Here is a 17,328-nt window from a genome sequence, read left to right on the forward strand (position 1 = left end):
AGGAGGGATACGCCGCGGACCTGTTCGGGGTGGAGCAGACCGGGCCGATCATGAGCCTGATGCCGATCTTCATGATGGGCATCGTCTTCGGGCTGGCCATGGACTACGAGGTCTTCCTGGTCTCCCGGATGCGGGAGGCGTACACCCACGGGGAGACTGCCGATCAGGCGGTCGTGTCCGGNTTCCGGCACAGCGCCCGGGTGGTGACGGCCGCCGCGCTGATCATGATCGCGGTCTTCTCCGGATTCATCGGGGAGCAGGGTGGGCTGATCAAGATGCTCGGGTTCGGCCTGGCCGCCGCGGTGCTCTTCGACGCCTTCGTGGTCCGGATGGCGATCGTGCCCGCCGTCCTGGCCCTGCTCGGCGACCGGGCCTGGTGGCTGCCGACCTGGCTGGGCCGGATCCTGCCCCGGGTCGACGTGGAAGGCCAGGCACTCGACCACGCGCGGCCCGCGGGCCCGGGCCGTGATCCGGACGGGCCGGTCGAGGCGCGCGTGTGACCGGCTCCGCCCACAGGACCGCCCGAGCACTTCTCGGGCGGTCCGCGCACCCATCCTCGTCATAATCGGCGACCATGGCCTCAGCACGCCCCCTGCGGAGAGCACAATGTCCAGTAGCTTTGAACGGTACGCGGAAAGCCATGCCCGGAGCATGGGGCGCCATGCCCGGGCCGCGGAAGGCCGTGTCCGGTCCGCGGATGTGGTGACGGCGGTGGCGTTGTGCGTCTGTACGCTCTTCGGGGCGCAGATCAGCACGTCGGATTCCTCGCCGCCACACGCCCTGTGGCCCGCCTGGATCCTCGTCGTCTCGGGTGCAGCCGTGCTCGCCGCCCGCACCCACCCGCGCGCCACCCTCGCGGTCACCACCGGCGCGGCCGCACTGCTGACCGCGCTCGGCTACCTGCCCAGTCCCCTGCTGCTGGCCCCGGTCATGACCGCCCTGTACTGGCTTGCCGCGCTCACCGACTCGCGGACCACCGGCGTCTACGGCTCGGTGACCCTGGCCGTGCTGGTGGCCACCTCGCTGGCCGGCGCGCCGCTCGGCGACGACTTCATCCTGCGGACCGTAGGCACCGTCCTGTGGTTGCTGCTGCCGGTGTCCCTGGGCAGCAGGAGCCGCTTCCGGCGCGCCTACCTCGAATCCGTCAAGGCCCGCGCCGCGCACGCCGAACGCACCCGCGAGGAGGAGGCCCGGCTCCGCGTCGCCGAGGAACGCATGCACATCGCCCGCGAACTCCACGACGCCGTCGCCCACCACATGGCCGTCGCCCACGCCCAGGCCGGCACCGCCGCCCACCTCGCCGACACCCACCCCGAACAGACCCGCAAGATCCTCGCCGACCTGGTCGGCACCACCACCTCCGCGCTCCTGGAACTACGCGCCACCGTGGGCGTATTGCGCCAGACGGCCGACCCTCACGCCTCCCCGCTGGAACCCACCCCGGGCCTGGACCGTCTGCCCGAACTGGTCGCGGCGTGCGTATCGACCGGCCTGACCGTCACCGTCGACACCGAGGGCGAGACCCGGCCGCTGTCCCCGGGGGTGGACCTGACCGCCTATCGGATCATCCAGGAAGCCCTGACCAACGCCACGAAGCACGCGCCCGACCACGCGGCCCGAGTCCGGCTCCGCTACGACGGCTCGCGGCTGCTCATCACCGTCACCAACGACGGCACAATGCACGGCGGGGCCGCCCCGCCGATGCCTGGCGGTGGTTACGGGCTAATGGGCATGCGCGAACGCGCCCAATCCGTCGGCGGCGACCTGCGCGCCGGCCCCCGACCCGAAGGCGGCTTCGAAGTCGCCGCGACACTCCCATTCCAGCCCCGCACCCCGGCGGACGACCCGACCGGACGACGACCCGAGGAAACCCGTTGACCATCCGCGTCCTGCTCGCCGACGACCAGGCCCTGCTGCGCGGCACCTTCCGGCTCCTGATCGACTCCTGCGAGGACATGGCGGTGGTCGGCGAGGCCGCCGACGGTCGGGAAGCGGTGGACCTCGCCCGCGCCCACAGGCCCGACGTCGTCCTGATGGACATCCGGATGCCCAACGGTGACGGCCTTGCCGCCACCGCCGCCATCTGCGCGGACCCCGGCCTCGCCGGCACCCGCGTCCTCATCCTGACCATGTTCGAGACCGAGGAGTACGTCGCCCAGGCACTGCGTGTGGGTGCCAGCGGCTTCCTCGGCAAGTACGTCACCACCAACGCGCTGCTCGAGGGAATCCGCACCGTCGCCGCCGGCGAAGCCCTCCTGTCGCCGGGAGCCACCCAAGCCCTGATCACCCGCTTCCTCACCACCCCGGCCTCCGGACCGCCGCTGGCCCCCGTCGAACGCCTCGCCGACCTTACGCCCCGCGAACAGCAGGTCACCATCCTGGCCGCCCACGGCGAGTCCAATGACCGGATCGCGGAAAAACTCGTCCTCAGCGTGCTGACCGTGCGCACCCACATCCAACGCGCCATGACCAAACTCGGCGCCCGCGACCGCGCCCAACTCGTCGTCATCGCCTACCAGAACGGCCTGGTACACCCCGAACCCCCCAGCCGCTGACAACAACCCGCGCAGCACCCCCGCCAACAAAGGAGGCGTCAACATGTAGTGGTCGGTGCCGAGGTCGCGGTAGGGGACCTTGTCGTGCAGGACGTGCCGGACGGCGATGGTGAGTTTGTGCAGACCGCGACCGGCGCGCGTCTGCCGCCTCGTCGCGCGGCGATGCGGCGGCAGAACACCGCCGGGCAGCCGAGGCGGCGGCGACAACAACCACGGAGCCGTCGGCGTCTTTGACGGTGATGGCCGAGGCCACGGACGGCCCCCTGGGTCCCTCGAAGGTCCTCGTGAAGGCCCTGCCAGCAACCGCCTCCTGATAGGTGTCGATGAAACGATTCCCGATCTGGCGCGGGTCGCTGTGGGCGAGAACGATCCCGTTCCGCCCGTACACGACGAGGTCATCGACCTTGGCGACCGTCCGCGCCACCTCGACGCGCGGCTGCAGGACCGCGGTCGGATCCGTGCTGTCCAGTGCCGTCGGAATCCCTGGAGAGTTCGCGAAGATCTGGGCGGCGGCCGGCGTCCGGCGCTGGGCATCGGACATGCTCTCGCGCCGAGCCTCCACCACGTTTGAGCGCGTGGGCGATGGCACGCTCGATGCCAGCGCGGGCCGCTGCGGACCGGGTCTCGAAGGTCGCGCCGGGCTGCTGGGGTTCGCCGCGTCGACGGTTCCGAGGCGGGCGGCCCCATGCAGCGGGTCGAACTCGTCCAGAACCCAGTGGTGCGTGGTGATCGCGCCGTGCAGTGCGGGCGCTGCGCCGATTCTGACGGTCCGCCGTGCAGCTTGCTCGTGCTCTGCGCCTGCCCACTCCTGGTGTCGATCCCGGCGGCCCGAGTCGTCAGCCAGAGGCCCTGAGGGTATACTCCCCTTATCTGGGAGATGAATCTTATTTAAGAAGTGAACTCCACCGTCATTGGTGTAAATGACAAACAACGTTCGCTCCGAGTTGGGATCGCGTATGCCGAAGTCGACCGTGCTGTCCGGGACGTCCAGGAGTTGTCCGAGACCGCCACGGCCCTCTGCGCGTGGGTGGGCACTCCCGCCGGACGCGCCGAATACGGGCCGGCGCGGGTGCCCTGTGGCAGTCGGCGACGTGGGGGCGGTGGGTGGCGTGCTCGTGGGCGACGCAGGACGACCTGCGGATCGGTCCCGTCCGCGTCGTCCATCATCCAGGCATGCGAGGCCCTGACGTGGTCGGGCGAGCGCACTTCGTATCGACCATGTCGGAGCGGTCGGACGCGAGTCACTCGGGGGCGGGTATTGTTTGCCCGCGCATCGATGAGGGTGGAGGAGACCTGTGACCGAGCAGGAGGTCGCCCCACGTGGGGGGCGCAAGTTGCGTAGTGACACCCGCCGCAATCATCGGCGCCTTCTCAAGGCCGTCGGCGAGCTTGCCCGGGAGACGCCCGACCAGCTCACCATGCAGGCCGTCGCGTCCCGCGCGGAGATCGGCCCGGCCACCGCCTACCGCTACTACTCCTCGATCGAAGACGTGCTCGCGGCCTATGTGCTCAGCGTCGTCGGGGAGTTGCGCGATTTCAGCGAGACGTCGACCGCGGCAGGGCGACCGCTGTTCGATTCCGTCGTGGACAAATGGGTGGACCTGCTCGCCGAGCACGGCCCGGTGTTGGTGCAACTCCGATCCCGACGGGGTTACCTGGAGCGGCTGCACGCCGAAAACGAGATCATAGCCACCGTGCGAGATGCCTGGACTGAGCCGGTGCGCGGGCTGCTCGACGACATCGGTCTCCCGGACGAGATGATCAAGTACGCCTTGTTCCTCAGCAACATGATGTTCGATCCGCGCGAGATCCAGGACCTGTTGCAGGAGACGGACCTCTCCCGCCGGGAGGTCACCACCCGGCTCACCGAGGCGTACGGCGGCGCGTTGCGTGGGTGGGCGCGGGCGGGCTGATCGCCCCCGGGCGCCGACGGGTCGCCGGACCGGATCCGACGAATTCGGCGGCCGGATCGCCGGGTACCGCCTGGCCGCCACCGAAGGCGCCGACGTGGCGCCGGTTCGGCGTCGATGGCTCCCTCGCTTGCGTCCGCCACCGGATCACCGGCGCCGCTCACGGCGCCGGACCGGGTACGCCGAGTCCCGCGCCCGCAGACAGGCTGGTCACCCGGGGAGCCGACGCTGCGGCGTCATATATCGCCCAGGGTCCGCTGATCACCGCACGGCTCGGTGAGATTGCACGTGCTGCGGCGTTCGACCCGGCGTGCTCGGGCGGTTCGAGGCCGAGCGGCGGACCCGGTACCTCCCCGCGCGAAGGCCGCGAGGCCCTGCGGATCGCCACACACCTCGCACCTCCGGTCGCGGGACGCAGACCTCTCCCGACCAGTGCCGTGGCCTGGACCATACGCCCCGCCCCTCGCCGCCCCGCCGAGACGTCCGAGTACTCCGGTACGAGAACGCGCCAAGGCGCCGCACCGGGGAATACGTCCCTCCACGACACTAGCCACCACAGCATTATCTGATACGGTCATCTCAAATCGGAGAAGCATCTAAGAACGCTTGTCGAACAAGGAGGTCAACAGTGGCAACGCACCAGGCAGAGCGCGAGCCCGCCGAGCCCGCCGATTCGGCCGGTTCCACCATTCGGGCCGGTGAGCTCGAAGTCGGGTACATCGACGGTGGTAGCGGTGTGCCGCTCGTGCTCGTTCATGGCGGCGAGAGCGACCGCACCCAGTTCGCAACCCTCCGCGCGCACCTCGGCGGAGGAATCCGGGCGATCTCCTATGATCAACGCGATTCGGGGATCACCGTAAACCCACCCGTTCCGTTCACGCTGGCCGACCTCGCCGATGACCTCGTCGATCTGCTGGATGCCCTGGGGCTGCAGAGTGCGCACCTGTTGGGCACCTCCTTCGGCGGCGCCGTCGCCCAGCACGTCTCGCTCCGGCATCCCGAGCGGGTCGCGTCCCTGATCCTGGTTGCCACCACGCCGAGCTTCGCGATGGGTGGCAAGTCAATCGACAGGCTGCTGAACATGTCCCACGAGGATCGGCAGAACGCGGTCGCGGACTACTTCGTCACCCCCGAAGGCCGGCCCAAGCTACAGAACCGGGCCGCCCGGACACTCACCGTCCGCGATCCCGAGCAGAGCGCCCGCCGCCACGATGTCGCCCGACAGCACGAGGTCCGGGACCGGCTGGGGGAGATATCCGCACCCACGCTGATCGTGCACGGTACGGAGGACCGGCTGGCGCCCTGGGACGGCGCCGTCCTGATGGGACAGCTAATTCCGAACGCCGAACTGCGTTCGATCGAGGGTGGGCGACACGCGATCGCGATGGAGTTCGCGGACACGATCGCCCCCTGGGTACGCGAGTTCCTTGGAGTGACCACAGCGTGAGCGGCGCGACGCAGGCCCGCATCCGGTCGGCCCCGGGCTCGGGCGCGAGCATCGTCCGCCCGGCTCGGGACGTCACGGCCGGCTCGCGGCGACCCCATCCGCATCCTGCCGGACCGACCCGGCACGACGTCCGGTACGGCAATGATTGACACCGGCGCCCGCGAGGTCGCGACCCGGATGGCCGAAGCAGCCCAGGCGTGGCTGAACTCCCTGGACGCCGACCAGCGCCGGACGGCGATCGGACCCCAGCCGGGCGCCGACGGCGAGGCCGAACGCACCCGCTGGTACTACACGCCCACCGATCACGGCGGCCTTACCTTCCACCAGCAGCGCCCCGCCCAGCACCGACTGGTGATGCAACTGGTCGCGAGCGGACTGTCCGAAGCCGGGTACAACACCGTCGCCACCGTGCTCGGCCTGGAGAACGTGCTCGACCACGTCGAAGGCTTCTCGGTGAACTGGGGGCGCGAACGCACCCGCGACCCGGCCATGTACTACCTGCGGGTCTTCGGCGAGCCCGGCGGGCCGCAGCCGTGGGGATGGCGGTTCGGCGGCCACCACGTCTCCCTCAACAACCTCGTGGTGGACGGACGCGTCGTCGCCACCACCCCCTGCTTCCTGGGCGCCGACCCGGCCGTGTCGCCGCTGCTGGGCCGCGAGAAGCTGCGCCCGCTGGGGACGGCCGAGGACCTGGCCCGCGAGCTGGTCCGCTCGCTGCGCCCCGAATCCGCCGCCCGCGCGGTGCTGCTCGGGCGCGCCCCGAACGACATCGTGGCGGGCAACAGCAATCGGATCGACGACCGCGTGGTCAAGCGCAGCGACCTCTGGCGCCCCGGCCGACACACCCCGGACCGGGCCGAGCACCCGGTCACCGGCCTCGACGGCGCGAACCGGCAGGCGCTGGCCCTCACCCCGACACCCAGGGGCGTCCCGGGCGCCGAACTCGACGCCGCGCAGCGAGAGCTGCTGCGGGCCCTGCTCGGCACCTACCTCGACCGCGTCCCGAACGGGGTGTCCCCGCTGCCCCGCTACGACGACCCGACGGCGCTCGATGCCGTGCACCTCGCCTGGGCCGGCTCCACCACGGCGGGCGAGCCGCACTACTACCGCCTGCAGGGCCCGCGGCTGCTCGTCGAGTGGACCAACATCCACCGCGGCGTCAACCACGCCCACGCCGTGTGGCGGGACCCCGAGACCGACTTCGGCGGCGACGTCCTCGCCGCCCACCACGCCGCCCACCACGTGCCATAACGACGGGATGTGACAGACATGGCCGGTCGACAGCCGTCACCGAGCGACGCTCCTCCCCAACCGACGCGCCCCACGCTGCGCGGATCCTTCGGCATGTGCGCTTCCACGCACTGGCTGGCTTCCGCAACCGCCCAGTCCGTACTGGAGCAGGGCGGCAACGCGTTCGACGCGGCGACGGCCGGCGCCTTCGTGCTGCACGTCGCCGAACCCCATCTCAACGGGCCGGGCGGTGATCTCGTCGCCGTGCTCGCAATCGCGGAAAGCCCGTCTCCGCTCGTGCTGGCGGGACAGGGCCACGCTCCGCGGGGAGCCACGATCGAGCACTTCCGGGCCGAAGGGCTGGACCACGTCCCGGGTGCGGGTGCCCTGGCCGCCGCCGTCCCGGGCGCCGTCGACTCCTGGCTCTGGCTGCTCGCCGAGTTGGGCACCTGGGAACTCGTCGACGTCCTGGCCTACGCAATCCACTACGCGGAGCACGGAGTTCCGGTCGTACCCCAATTGGCGCGCGTCCTGGCCACGGTCGAGGATCTCTTCCGCACGCACTGGCCGACGTCGTACGCGCTGTGGATGCCCGGAGGACGAGTCCCGCAACGGGATGAGACTCTCGTCAACCCCGCCTACGGCCGGACTCTGCGCCGGCTGAGTGAGGCGGCTGCCGGCGAGACGAGAACCGCACGGATCGACGCCGCACGGCGCGCCTGGCGAACCGGGTTCGTGGCAACCGCCGTGGCGGAGTTCGCGGCCACGCCGCACCGGCATTCCTCGGGCACGGACCACGCCGGAGTGATCACCGCCGCCGACTTCACCGACTTCGTTCCCTCCCTCGAACCCGCGGTCACCGCGGAGTTCCGGGGGACCACGGTGGCGAAGGCGGGCTTGTGGTCCCAGGGTCCCGTGCTGCTCCAGGCCCTCACCATGCTCGACCACTTCGACGACGAACGGATCGATCCCTCGACCGCCGGGGGAATCCACACCATCACCGAGGCACTGAAGCTGGCCATGGCCGACCGGGAGGCGTTCTACGGGCATCTGGATCCGGCGGACGCGGAGGCCGTGGTGCGCCGGCTGTTGTCCCCTCGGTACAGCAGGGAGCGAGCCGGCCTGATCGGCCCGGTCGCGTCCACCGAATTCAGGCCCGGTGACATCGGCGTCACCCCGTACACACCACCGCTCGTCACCGATCGGCACCCCGCTCGGGTCGACGGCGTGGGCGAACCCACCGTGCAGCAGACCGGGGAGACCCGCGGCGACACCTGCCACATCGACGTCGTCGACCGCTGGGGAAACATCATCTCGGCCACACCGTCGGGAGGGTGGCTCCAGTCCTCTCCCGCCGTGCCGGATCTCGGTTTCGCGCTGGGCACCCGGCTCCAGATGACCTGGCTGGACCCGGCTGCCCCATCGCGTCTGGCGCCGGGGCGGCGACCCCGTACGACCCTGACTCCCACCCTCCTGCTGCGCGACGGCAGCCCGGTGGCCGCGCTGGGCACACCGGGGGGTGACCAGCAGGACCAGTGGCAACTGATCTACCTGATCCGCACGCTCGCTTTCGGGCTGGATCCGCAAGAGGCGATCGACGCGCCCGCGTTCCACACCACCGCGGTGCCGAGCTCGTTCTGGCCCCGGACCTGGACGCCGGGGGGATTGGTGATCGAGGAACGAGCGGGCGGGGCAGTCGTCGACGAGCTGCGCGAACGTGGCCACGACGTGACCGTCTCCGGGCCATGGAGTCAGGGCCGGCTGTCGGTGGTCACGCGTGATCCGGACAACGGTGTCCTCCGGGCGGCGGCGAACCCGCGCGGTGCCCAGGGGTATGCGGCGGGGCGATGAGCGGCTTTGCGTCCGGCACTCGCCGGCTTGTGCAGCGGCGGGTCACGCCGCTGGGTCTGATGCTCGCCCTCACCTTCGCGACGGGCGTCGTCGACGCTGTCGGATACCTGCGCCTGGACCAGGTGTTCGCGGGCAACATGACGGGCAACGTCGTCATCCTCGGCATGGCGGCCACAGGCGGGACGGGGCTGCCCGTCCTCGGTCCGCTCCTGGCGCTGGCGTGCTTTCTCGTCGGCGCGGCGGCGGCCGGGCGGGTGCTGCGCACCGCCGCCCCGGGCTGGTGCCGCCGGTGCACGGGTTTGCTGGGCGGTGTCGGACTGGTCCTGGCCGCCACTGCGCTCGGCATGGCCGTAGCCGGGGTGGGCACCCACGCCGGCCGCGCGTCGATGGCGTCGTCACTTGCCCTGGCCATGGGGGTGCAGGCGGCGACGGCCCGCCACCTGGGGGTGAAGGACGTCACCACCGTGGTCGTCACCTCCACCCTGACCGGCCTCGCGGCGGACTCCCGGCTGGGAGCGAACCGCGGCCAAGGGGCCCTGCGTCGAGTCGCGGCCGTGGCGCTGATCACCCTCGGAGCGGTCGCCGGCGCGGCGCTGTGCCAAGTACACGAAGGTCTCGCGGTGGCGGCGGCAGCGTTCGTCGTGCTCGCCGTGGCCGGCCTCGGCCACGCGTCCGCGCGCATCGCCGACCACGCGGCGACAGCCACGACCGGATCGACCACGTCCCCCACGAGCAGTTCCGCGACCGTGCCTTCGACGGGCGGCAGCGTGCGTATTTCCGGGTAAGGCGGCAGCGCTACGCGTGTGTCCGACCCCTTACTCGCCGGCAATGACGGAAAGGACGTCCATGACCACCGCAAGTCTGGCTCCCCCGGTCCGCATCGGGAAGGCCGGCATCTGGGCCCTCGGCATCCTGGCACTCGCTACCGGTGCCCTGGAGTCGGTGGTGACGCCGACGCTCCCGCTCCTGCAACGCGAATTGTCGATGACCCCTTCCGAAGGGGCACTACTCAGCATCACATTGCTTCTCACCGGTGCCATAGTCGCGCCCATCGCGGGCAACCTCGGTGACCGCTACGGCGGGAAACGGATCATGATCCGGCTGATGTCGATGGTCTGTATCGGCGGCCTGGTGTCCTCCCTGGCGCCGAACGTGCCGGTGTTGCTGCTGGGCCAGCTCCTGCAGGGAGCGATGGTGGGCGCGTTGCCCCTGGCGTTCATCCTGGTACGAAAACACCTTCCGGCGGAAGAGTCCAAGGTGGCCATCGGGGTGGTCAGCGGCTTGTTCGTCGGGGGCGGGATGGTCGGGATTCTGGCGGCCGGGCCCGTGGCGGAAAAGCTGTCCCGGCACTGGATGTTCGCGCTGCCGACGATCGTGGTCATCGTGTCCACGATCGCGTTGGGCATGCTGATGCCGGACGATCTGCCGGGCGAGTCGAACGACATCGGGCTCGACTGGCCCGGCCTGGTTCTCTTGAGCGGGATGCTGGTCACGCTCATGCTCCTGCTCAGATGGTCGCCCGACTTCGACTCGCGGCCACTCCTGCCCAGCGCCATGGCCGTGCTCATGGCCGCCTGCGTGATCGGATGGATAGCCGTCGAGCGCCGGGTGACCTCGCCGATGGTCGATCTGCGCATGCTCGTGCAGCCTGCGATCTGGAGTTCCTATGTGATCACCTTCGCCGTCTGTCTGGGCACCTCGGCATCGCTGTATCTCGTTCCGCAACTCTTCGCGCTCTCCGGCGACGGATACGGGTTCGGCGCCAGCGCCACCGACATCGGGTGGTACCTGCTGCCCGGCGCCCTCACGGCGGGGCTCAGCGGGCCGCTCGGCGGGATCGCGGCGCGGCGTTTCGGCGCGAGTGTCGCGGTCGCCACCGGAATCGGTGTCATGACGACCACGTTTGTCGCCTTGGCGGTCGTACACAGCGAGATCTGGCACCTCATCGTCGCCAAGGCGCTGATCGCCCTGGGCAGTGGTGCCTGTGTCACGGCGATGGTCGTCACGACCGCCACCTCTGTCGATCGTGACACCACCGGCACCGCCACCAGCCTGCTTCTGGTGACTCGCGTGATCGGCTTCGCCGTGGGTGTGCAGGTCAGCGGCGCCTACCTCACCGCCGGGACCCCTTCCGGGTCGGACGTGCCGGCCGAATCGGCCTTCGTCACCGGCTTCCTCATCGCCGCCGCCGTCACGGCGCTGGCCCTGCTTTTCGTTCGTACCCTGGGTAAAGGAGCCAAAGAAAATGACCCGCACTGACCAGTCGACGGACATCCGTACCACGCCGAAGCGCAAGGTTCTGATTTCCGGCGCCAGTATCGCGGGGCCCGCCCTGGCGTTCTGGCTGAACCGCCACGGATTCGCGGTCACGGTGGTCGAGAAGGCGAGCACACTTCGTGGCGGTGGTTATCCCATCGACGTGCGCGGCACCGCACTCGAGGTGGTCCGGCGGATGGGGATCATGCCGCGGTTGCGGGAGGCGCACATCGACCTGCGCCGGCTGACCTTCCTCGACGGGAACGGCAGCGAGGTGGTCTCGGTCCACCCGCACAGCGTCACCGGCGGTGTCGAGGGACGGGACCTGGAGGTACGGCGCGGGGATCTGTCCGACGCTCTCTACGCGGCGGTCCGTGACGACGTGGAGTTCTTGTTCGACGACTCCATCGAGACCCTCGATCAGTCCCGCCACGGGGTCGACGTCACCTTCCGCGGGGGCGGCACGCGTACATTCGACATGGTGTTCGGTGCGGACGGTCTGCACTCGCACACCCGCGAGTTGCTGTTCGGCCCCGAAGGGCAGTTCCACCACTTCCTCGGCTATTGTTTCGCCGTTTTCACCATGCCCAACACCTTCGGGCTCTCCCACGAGACCGTGATGTGGAACGCCCCGGGCAAGGCCGCGGCACTCTACGCCGTGGGGGACGAAGACGAAGTGCACGCCTTCCTGAACTTCACCCACCCGGAACCGCCGTTCGACGCGTTCCCGAACCCGGATGCCCAACGGGACCTGGTCGCCAAGGTCTTCGCCGACGTCGGGTGGGAGGTCCCGGGCATGGTGGCCGCCATGCGCAAGTCGGACGACCTGTTCTTCGACGCGGTCAGCCAGATCCGGATGCCTCGCTGGTCCGACGGCAGGGTCGCGCTGGTGGGCGACGCCGCGTGGGCGCCTTCGTTCCTTACCGGACAGGGCTCCAGCCTCGCGCTCGTCGGCGCGTACATGCTCGCCGGTTCCGTGGCCGACCGGCACCACGCCGCGGGCTTCGGCGCCTACGAACACAACACCCGTGAGTTCGTGACCGTGAATCAGAATCTGGTCGGCAAGGGCGGTGCCACCCTCTTCCCGACCACCACCGAGGCCCTGGAAGAGCGCAACGACAGGCTGCGCAAACTCAGCGCCATACCCTCCGCGGAGGGACGACCGGCCCACTCGGCCCTCACCCTGCCCGAATTCGTGCCGATGACGTGAGCCGGTTACGCGTGCCGATGAAGGGCGCCACCAGCGGCCGGTGGTCCGGGACCCGGCGCCGGCGACGGTGGGGGTTCCCGGTCACGTCACAAGGGTGGCCGGGAACCCCACCGTCACGTTCTAGGGGCGGCACCCATCCGACCCCGGCCTCGGCATCGAAGCACCCAGGTCGGTAAACGCCGCGCAGTCGCCGGCGGATGTGGCGGTGGACACGGCCGACCTCGACGGATCGAGGGGACCGAGCCGAGCTATACCTGCGAATCGAGTAGAGCTTCTTATTTAGGGAAGAAGTCTCATTTCTTGCTCGTGCCGCTGGTCCTGCATCGCAGGCCATGAGGTGGTGGGCCCTGGATGGAAAGGCCCATAATACGGAGGGTTTTGGGTCGAACCCGACCGGGTGTCCGACCAATGCACCCTCCCGGCTTTCGATGCAAGGGCCGCATTGACATCCCCTAAACTGATATAGTCGTATCATTCAATGTCATTATCTCTCGCCCAAGCCCACACCGCGCCGCGCTCCTCATGGCCGGCCCCAGGCCCTGACCTGGGAGTCGGCAGCGAACAACCGCGTCGCCGGCCGCGCTTCCCTTCGCCCTGGAGAAGAACGTGACTCTCACCCCCCAAGACTCCGAGCCCTTCGGCCCGGAGACGATGCAGTACGTGCGGCAGCAGTTCGCCCACCTCGAACAAGACGCGCACGGCGCACGCCGGCTCTTCTTCGAAAACTCCGGCGGCTCGCTGCGGCTGCGACAGGTCGCCAAGCGCTCCATGGAGGTCTCCCTCTATCCGGAAGCCCCCTCACGACCCAGCAAAGTCGCCCAAGCGCTCGACCAGGTCGAGAAGCAGGGCCAGGCCGATCTCCTGGCCTTCTTCGGAGCCGGCGCGTCCGGCGCCATCCTGCCGACGGCGACCGCGTCGCGGGCGATGTTCGACCTCATCCGGACGGTCGCCGAAAACGTTCCCGGCACCAACATCGTGACCACCGCGATCGAGCACCCGTCGTCCTATGACGCCTGCGAGCAGTACGCGCGACGGACCGAAGAGCAACTCCGAGTCGCCCAGCCCAATCGCACGACCGGCGGGGTCGACGCCTCGGCGATAGCCGAACTCGTCGACACCGGCACCTCCCTGGTCTCGGTCATCGCCACGTCGAACATCACCGGCGCCGTCATCGACGTCCCCGCCGTGGTCGAGGCGGTTCGGGCGAAGAACCCCGACGTCTACATCGTCGTGGACGCGGTGCAATACGCACCGCACGGCATCATCGACGCCCAAGCCTGGGAGATCGATGGCGTCAACATCGCGCCATACAAGATGTTCGGCGACCGAGGCAACGCATTCACCTATCTCTCACCCCGACTCGCGGAACTCACCCACGACAAGCTCACCGGTGCGAACCCGGACAGCTGGAGCCTGGGCAGCTCCGCGCCGGCGGCCTTCGCTGGGTTCACCGCGATCATGGACTACCTTGCCGCTGTTGGCGGAACGGCACCCGGGACCGAGCGCCGTCAGTCCATCGTCGCCGGGATCCGCGCCGTGCAACGACACGAGCAGGCGATCCTGCGCACCTTGCTTGACGGCACGGAGGGACAGACCGGCCTGCGCGACATGGCAGGCGTCCAAGTGCACTTCGCCGATGCGTCATCCGACCATCCGCGGGATCTCATTGTGCCCTTGACCTTCGACGCGCTCTCTTGTGCCAACGCCGTCCGCGCCTACGAGGACAACGGGGTAATCGTCTACGAGCGCGTCGCAAACAACCACTACTCTGCCCGTATCCTCCGCTCGCTCGGCCTCGAAGGAGTGGTGCGGGTCTCTCCTCTGCACTGCCACACCCTGCAGGAGGCTGAGCACTTCCTTCACGTCACCGAACAGATCGCGAAGTAGCTTCGCCGACGCCCTGAAGACACTTCATGCCCGCCTGTCCTCGCGTCCGCGGCCGAGCGCGGGAACCCGATGTTCCGGCGACGGGTCTGGGCGTTCGTCCACGCTGTCCCACCTCGGCGAACTCGGTGGTGAGGCGAATCATCACCGGACAAGTGTGCACGACTGCTTCCGCGAGTTCGTGAACCCTCGTCGTCGCTACCTCCGGTGGGTCGGGAACCCTGCCGCCCTGGGGCCGGCGAGGTTTTCTGCCGTTCGGCCCGCCATGCGGCCGGACCCGGCTCACCGGTGGCCCGCGGACGTCGGACAGATCACTCGGATGGGCTTTGCACTCCGGTGGGCATGTCGTAACTCCGCGGGTGTATACGGTAGTTGTGGTCTGACATTACTCGTCCGAGTGGGGCAGCACGGACAAGTCGAGGCGACATGAGACGAACCTGCGCGCCGCGTTCGCGACCGCAACGCGATGCCTTCCCCCACCGACGGAACATTCGATCCCACCATCGGCGGACAATCAGCCCCGGGCCTGCGGGGGATCGCACTCGATTCCGGCGTCAGCGTGCAATGAGTACGTGCTGACGGTGTGTGTCAGGGTCGGTCACCCGGTGGGGCCGGCCCTGACGCCATTCCCGAGGTTTCTCGGGTGGGGGAGTGAGGGTCGGTCTTCCTGATGACCCACCCGGAGATGCAATCCCCAGGTAGATAAGGACCTCATCCGTGGTAATCCGTACGTTCGGCTGGTCGTTCGGCGTGACGGTGGCCGGTCTCGCCGTCGCCGCCTATTTCTGGGGGGCGACCGGATTCGGCATCGTGCTGATCCTGTCGATCCTCGAGATCTCGCTATCTTTCGACAACGCTGTAGTAAATGCCACCGTCCTCAAGAAGATGAATGCCTTCTGGCAGAAGATGTTCTTGACGGTCGGCATTTTGATCGCCGTCTTCGGTATGCGGCTCGTCTTCCCGCTGCTCATCGTCAGCCTGACCGCCGGAATCGGTCCGGTGGACGTGGTCGACCTCGCGTTCCACGACGACAAGATGATCGACTGGATTACCTACGCGCAGCACCTGGACGAGGCGCATCCGGCGATCGCCGCCTTCGGTGGCATGTTCCTGTTGATGATCTTCCTCGACTTCATGTTCGACGACGAGCGCGAGCACCGCTGGATCGGCCCGCTGGAGCGGTTCACCGGCAAGCTCGGCAACTTCGATGTGCTCTCCACGCTGATCGCGCTGATCACCCTCGTGGTCGTGGCCCAGACGCTCTCGCCCGCGCACAAGGAGGGCACGGTGATGGTGGCCGGCGTGCTCGGCCTGATCGCCTACTTGGGCGTCGGCGGGCTCTCGGACTACTTCGAGACGCACGGCACGCTGGCGCACATGAACGAGGAAGAGGAAGAAGCCGAGGCCGCGGCGGCCGCGGAGCCGGCCAAGGCCGAGGGACGCGGCGGGCCCAAGCCCGTGCAGCTCGCCGCCGGCAAGGCCGCGTTCTTCATGTTCCTCTACCTCGAGGTGCTGGACGCGTCGTTCTCCTTCGACGGTGTGGTCGGTGCGTTCGCGATCACCCAGGACCTGCTGATGATCACGCTGGGTCTGGGCATCGGCGCGATGTACATCCGGTCGCTCACGGTCTACCTGGTGCGGCAGGGCACGCTGGACGACTACGTCTACCTGGAGCACGGCGCGATGTACGCGATCGGCGCCCTGGCGAGCATCCTGCTCCTGTCCATCAAGTGGGAGATCCACGAGGTGATCACCGGTGTGATCGGGGTCGGCTTCATCGGCGTCGCGTTGATCTCCTCGATCATGCGCAACAAGCGGATCGGCCACGTGCCGGGGCAGAACGGCCAAGCGGCGGCCGACGCCTGAAACCTGCTTTGAGTTCCAGTCATTGGGATGCGGGGTCCGGCTGCGCGAGGAGCCGGGGCTCGGTAGAAGGTCGATGACGCGTGGTGATCTGGCCGATGGCGAGCGGGAGTTGATCGATCCGCTCCTCCGATCGGGGAGTACCGGCCCGTATCCGGTGCGGTTGCGGAACTGTCTCGACGGGGTGATGTGGCGTTTTCGGACCGCCGGTCCGTGGCGGGACGTGCCCGAGAGCACGGGCCTTGGCAGACCGTCGTCCACCGGCGCTTTCAGGCACGGGCCCGGCCGGGACGGACGCTGTTGGCGAATAGGTAGGTGGCGGCTCGTAGCAGTCTGGTGTGCCACCCATCGGAATGATGGGCGCGGTCGGGTGTCACCCGTCGGCAGGGTTACTTGAGCGCATCGCGTCGGCAAGAAGGAGGCCGAACGTTCGGAACGATCCCGTTAAGACGAGGTGAGTGGCGATGACCCCGACCGTGTCCACGAGTACTCCCGAACGGCGCGGCATCACGACTGGTACCCGGTCCCGCTGGATGATCGGGCTGCGATTTCGCGGCGCCAACGGAGGGTTCGTCCTCCACTACTACGTGGTGGACGCGCGGCAGGACCGATCCGGCGCCCTGCGATACGCACTGGGTCAAGCGATGCGGTGCTCGGAGATCGAGCAACGCGACGACGCCCCGATCGACACGGGCTGGTCGGAGATTCGGTTTCTGACCCTGGACCCGATCAGGCGTCTGCGTTTCGACACCGGGCCCGCTTGAGGACATCGAGCCGCCTTCGAGGAGGCGACGCCAGCACTGCGGGAAGAGACGAGGAACGGCGATGGCGGCCCCGGACGCCATCGTCGCGGGGTCGAAGCGGGGGTGGCGTCGGCCGCGGGTGGGCATGAACATCACCCCGCCGTCGTAGGACCCCGACGCGGTCCCGTCATCCGCGGCGACCAGTCGCAGCAGGCCGCCCTGGTGGAACGGGACGATGCGGGGGGCGACGATCACGCCTTCCCGCGCGCTCTGTTCGATCTACGCGTGCGGGACGCGGCCCACGGCCGCGGTGGCGATCACCCGTTCGAACGGGGCGTGTTCGCGGTGGCCGAGTTCGCCGTCCCCGCACACCACGTCC

General features: G+C 69.0%; 15 protein-coding genes. 13 read left to right on the plus strand and 2 right to left on the minus strand.

The window, feature by feature from the left end; genetic code table 11:
- From A3IC_RS52685 to A3IC_RS0105525, 3 genes are all read left to right on the plus strand, one after another.
- Window positions 1-500: MMPL family transporter (locus A3IC_RS52685; protein ID WP_040876195.1), on the plus strand; the 500-nt coding region annotated here is incomplete at its 5' end.
- A gap of 106 nt (window positions 501-606) precedes the next feature.
- Window positions 607-1,878 (plus strand): sensor histidine kinase, encoded by a 1,272-nt coding sequence (locus tag A3IC_RS0105520; RefSeq protein ID WP_026217917.1) that lies wholly within the window; start codon window positions 607-609, stop codon window positions 1,876-1,878.
- Complete coding sequence (locus tag A3IC_RS0105525) at window positions 1,875-2,555, plus strand: response regulator transcription factor (protein ID WP_020549069.1); 681 nt, start codon at window positions 1,875-1,877, stop codon at window positions 2,553-2,555. The genes A3IC_RS0105520 and A3IC_RS0105525 overlap by 4 nt, the downstream gene beginning before the upstream one ends.
- On the opposite strand, the gene A3IC_RS73365 is transcribed toward A3IC_RS0105525, so the two are convergent.
- Window positions 2,506-3,096 carry a hypothetical protein gene (locus A3IC_RS73365; RefSeq protein WP_158695817.1) on the minus strand — a complete coding sequence of 197 codons (591 nt, stop codon included), beginning with the start codon at window positions 3,094-3,096 and terminating at the stop codon, window positions 2,506-2,508. The two genes, A3IC_RS0105525 and A3IC_RS73365, sit on opposite strands and share 50 nt — an antisense overlap.
- A 754-nt stretch (window positions 3,097-3,850) precedes the next feature.
- Between A3IC_RS73365 and A3IC_RS0105530 the strand changes: the two genes are divergently transcribed.
- The 10 genes from A3IC_RS0105530 (at window position 3,851) to A3IC_RS0105575 (ending at window position 16,970) form a co-directional block, all read left to right on the plus strand.
- On the plus strand, window positions 3,851-4,468 hold the full coding sequence (locus tag A3IC_RS0105530) for a TetR/AcrR family transcriptional regulator (protein ID WP_020549070.1): 618 nt from the start codon (window positions 3,851-3,853) through the stop codon (window positions 4,466-4,468).
- A gap of 625 nt (window positions 4,469-5,093) precedes the next feature.
- Window positions 5,094-5,912, plus strand: a complete 819-nt coding sequence (locus A3IC_RS0105535; RefSeq protein ID WP_020549071.1) for an alpha/beta fold hydrolase — start codon at window positions 5,094-5,096, stop codon at window positions 5,910-5,912.
- A gap of 141 nt (window positions 5,913-6,053) precedes the next feature.
- Window positions 6,054-7,163 carry a DUF3500 domain-containing protein gene (locus A3IC_RS0105540; RefSeq protein WP_020549072.1) on the plus strand — a complete coding sequence of 370 codons (1,110 nt, stop codon included), beginning with the start codon at window positions 6,054-6,056 and terminating at the stop codon, window positions 7,161-7,163.
- Window positions 7,164-7,181: 18 nt separating this feature from the next.
- Entirely contained in the window at window positions 7,182-8,993 is a 1,812-nt protein-coding gene (locus tag A3IC_RS0105545; protein WP_026217918.1) for a gamma-glutamyltransferase family protein, read from the plus strand.
- The gene (locus A3IC_RS0105550; RefSeq protein ID WP_040876196.1) at window positions 8,990-9,778 is read left to right on the plus strand and encodes a YoaK family protein; all 789 of its coding nucleotides are present in this window, start codon (window positions 8,990-8,992) and stop codon (window positions 9,776-9,778) included. The genes A3IC_RS0105545 and A3IC_RS0105550 overlap by 4 nt, the downstream gene beginning before the upstream one ends.
- Before the next feature lie 61 nt (window positions 9,779-9,839).
- Window positions 9,840-11,252, plus strand: coding sequence for an MFS transporter (locus A3IC_RS0105555; protein WP_020549075.1), 1,413 nt, complete (start codon window positions 9,840-9,842; stop codon window positions 11,250-11,252).
- A complete protein-coding gene (locus A3IC_RS0105560) occupies window positions 11,239-12,459 on the plus strand; it encodes an FAD-dependent monooxygenase (protein WP_020549076.1) in 1,221 nt (406 codons plus the stop codon). Before A3IC_RS0105555 ends, A3IC_RS0105560 begins: the two co-directional genes overlap by 14 nt.
- Before the next feature lie 606 nt (window positions 12,460-13,065).
- The gene (locus A3IC_RS0105565) at window positions 13,066-14,346 is read left to right on the plus strand and encodes an aminotransferase class V-fold PLP-dependent enzyme (RefSeq protein ID WP_026217919.1); all 1,281 of its coding nucleotides are present in this window, start codon (window positions 13,066-13,068) and stop codon (window positions 14,344-14,346) included.
- 714 nt (window positions 14,347-15,060) lie between these two features.
- Complete coding sequence (locus tag A3IC_RS0105570; RefSeq protein WP_026217920.1) at window positions 15,061-16,209, plus strand: DUF475 domain-containing protein; 1,149 nt, start codon at window positions 15,061-15,063, stop codon at window positions 16,207-16,209.
- A 461-nt stretch (window positions 16,210-16,670) separates the two neighbouring features.
- A complete protein-coding gene (locus tag A3IC_RS0105575) occupies window positions 16,671-16,970 on the plus strand; it encodes a hypothetical protein (RefSeq protein WP_020549079.1) in 300 nt (99 codons plus the stop codon).
- 258 nt (window positions 16,971-17,228) lie between these two features.
- Here A3IC_RS0105575 and A3IC_RS73370 read toward each other — a convergent pair whose 3' ends face one another.
- On the minus strand, window positions 17,229-17,324 hold the full coding sequence (locus A3IC_RS73370) for a hypothetical protein (RefSeq protein WP_425387307.1): 96 nt from the start codon (window positions 17,322-17,324) through the stop codon (window positions 17,229-17,231).
- Window positions 17,325-17,328 lie beyond the last annotated feature (4 nt).

Source organism: Embleya scabrispora DSM 41855 (assembly GCF_000372745.1).
Lineage (GTDB): Bacteria > Actinomycetota > Actinomycetes > Streptomycetales > Streptomycetaceae > Embleya > Embleya scabrispora.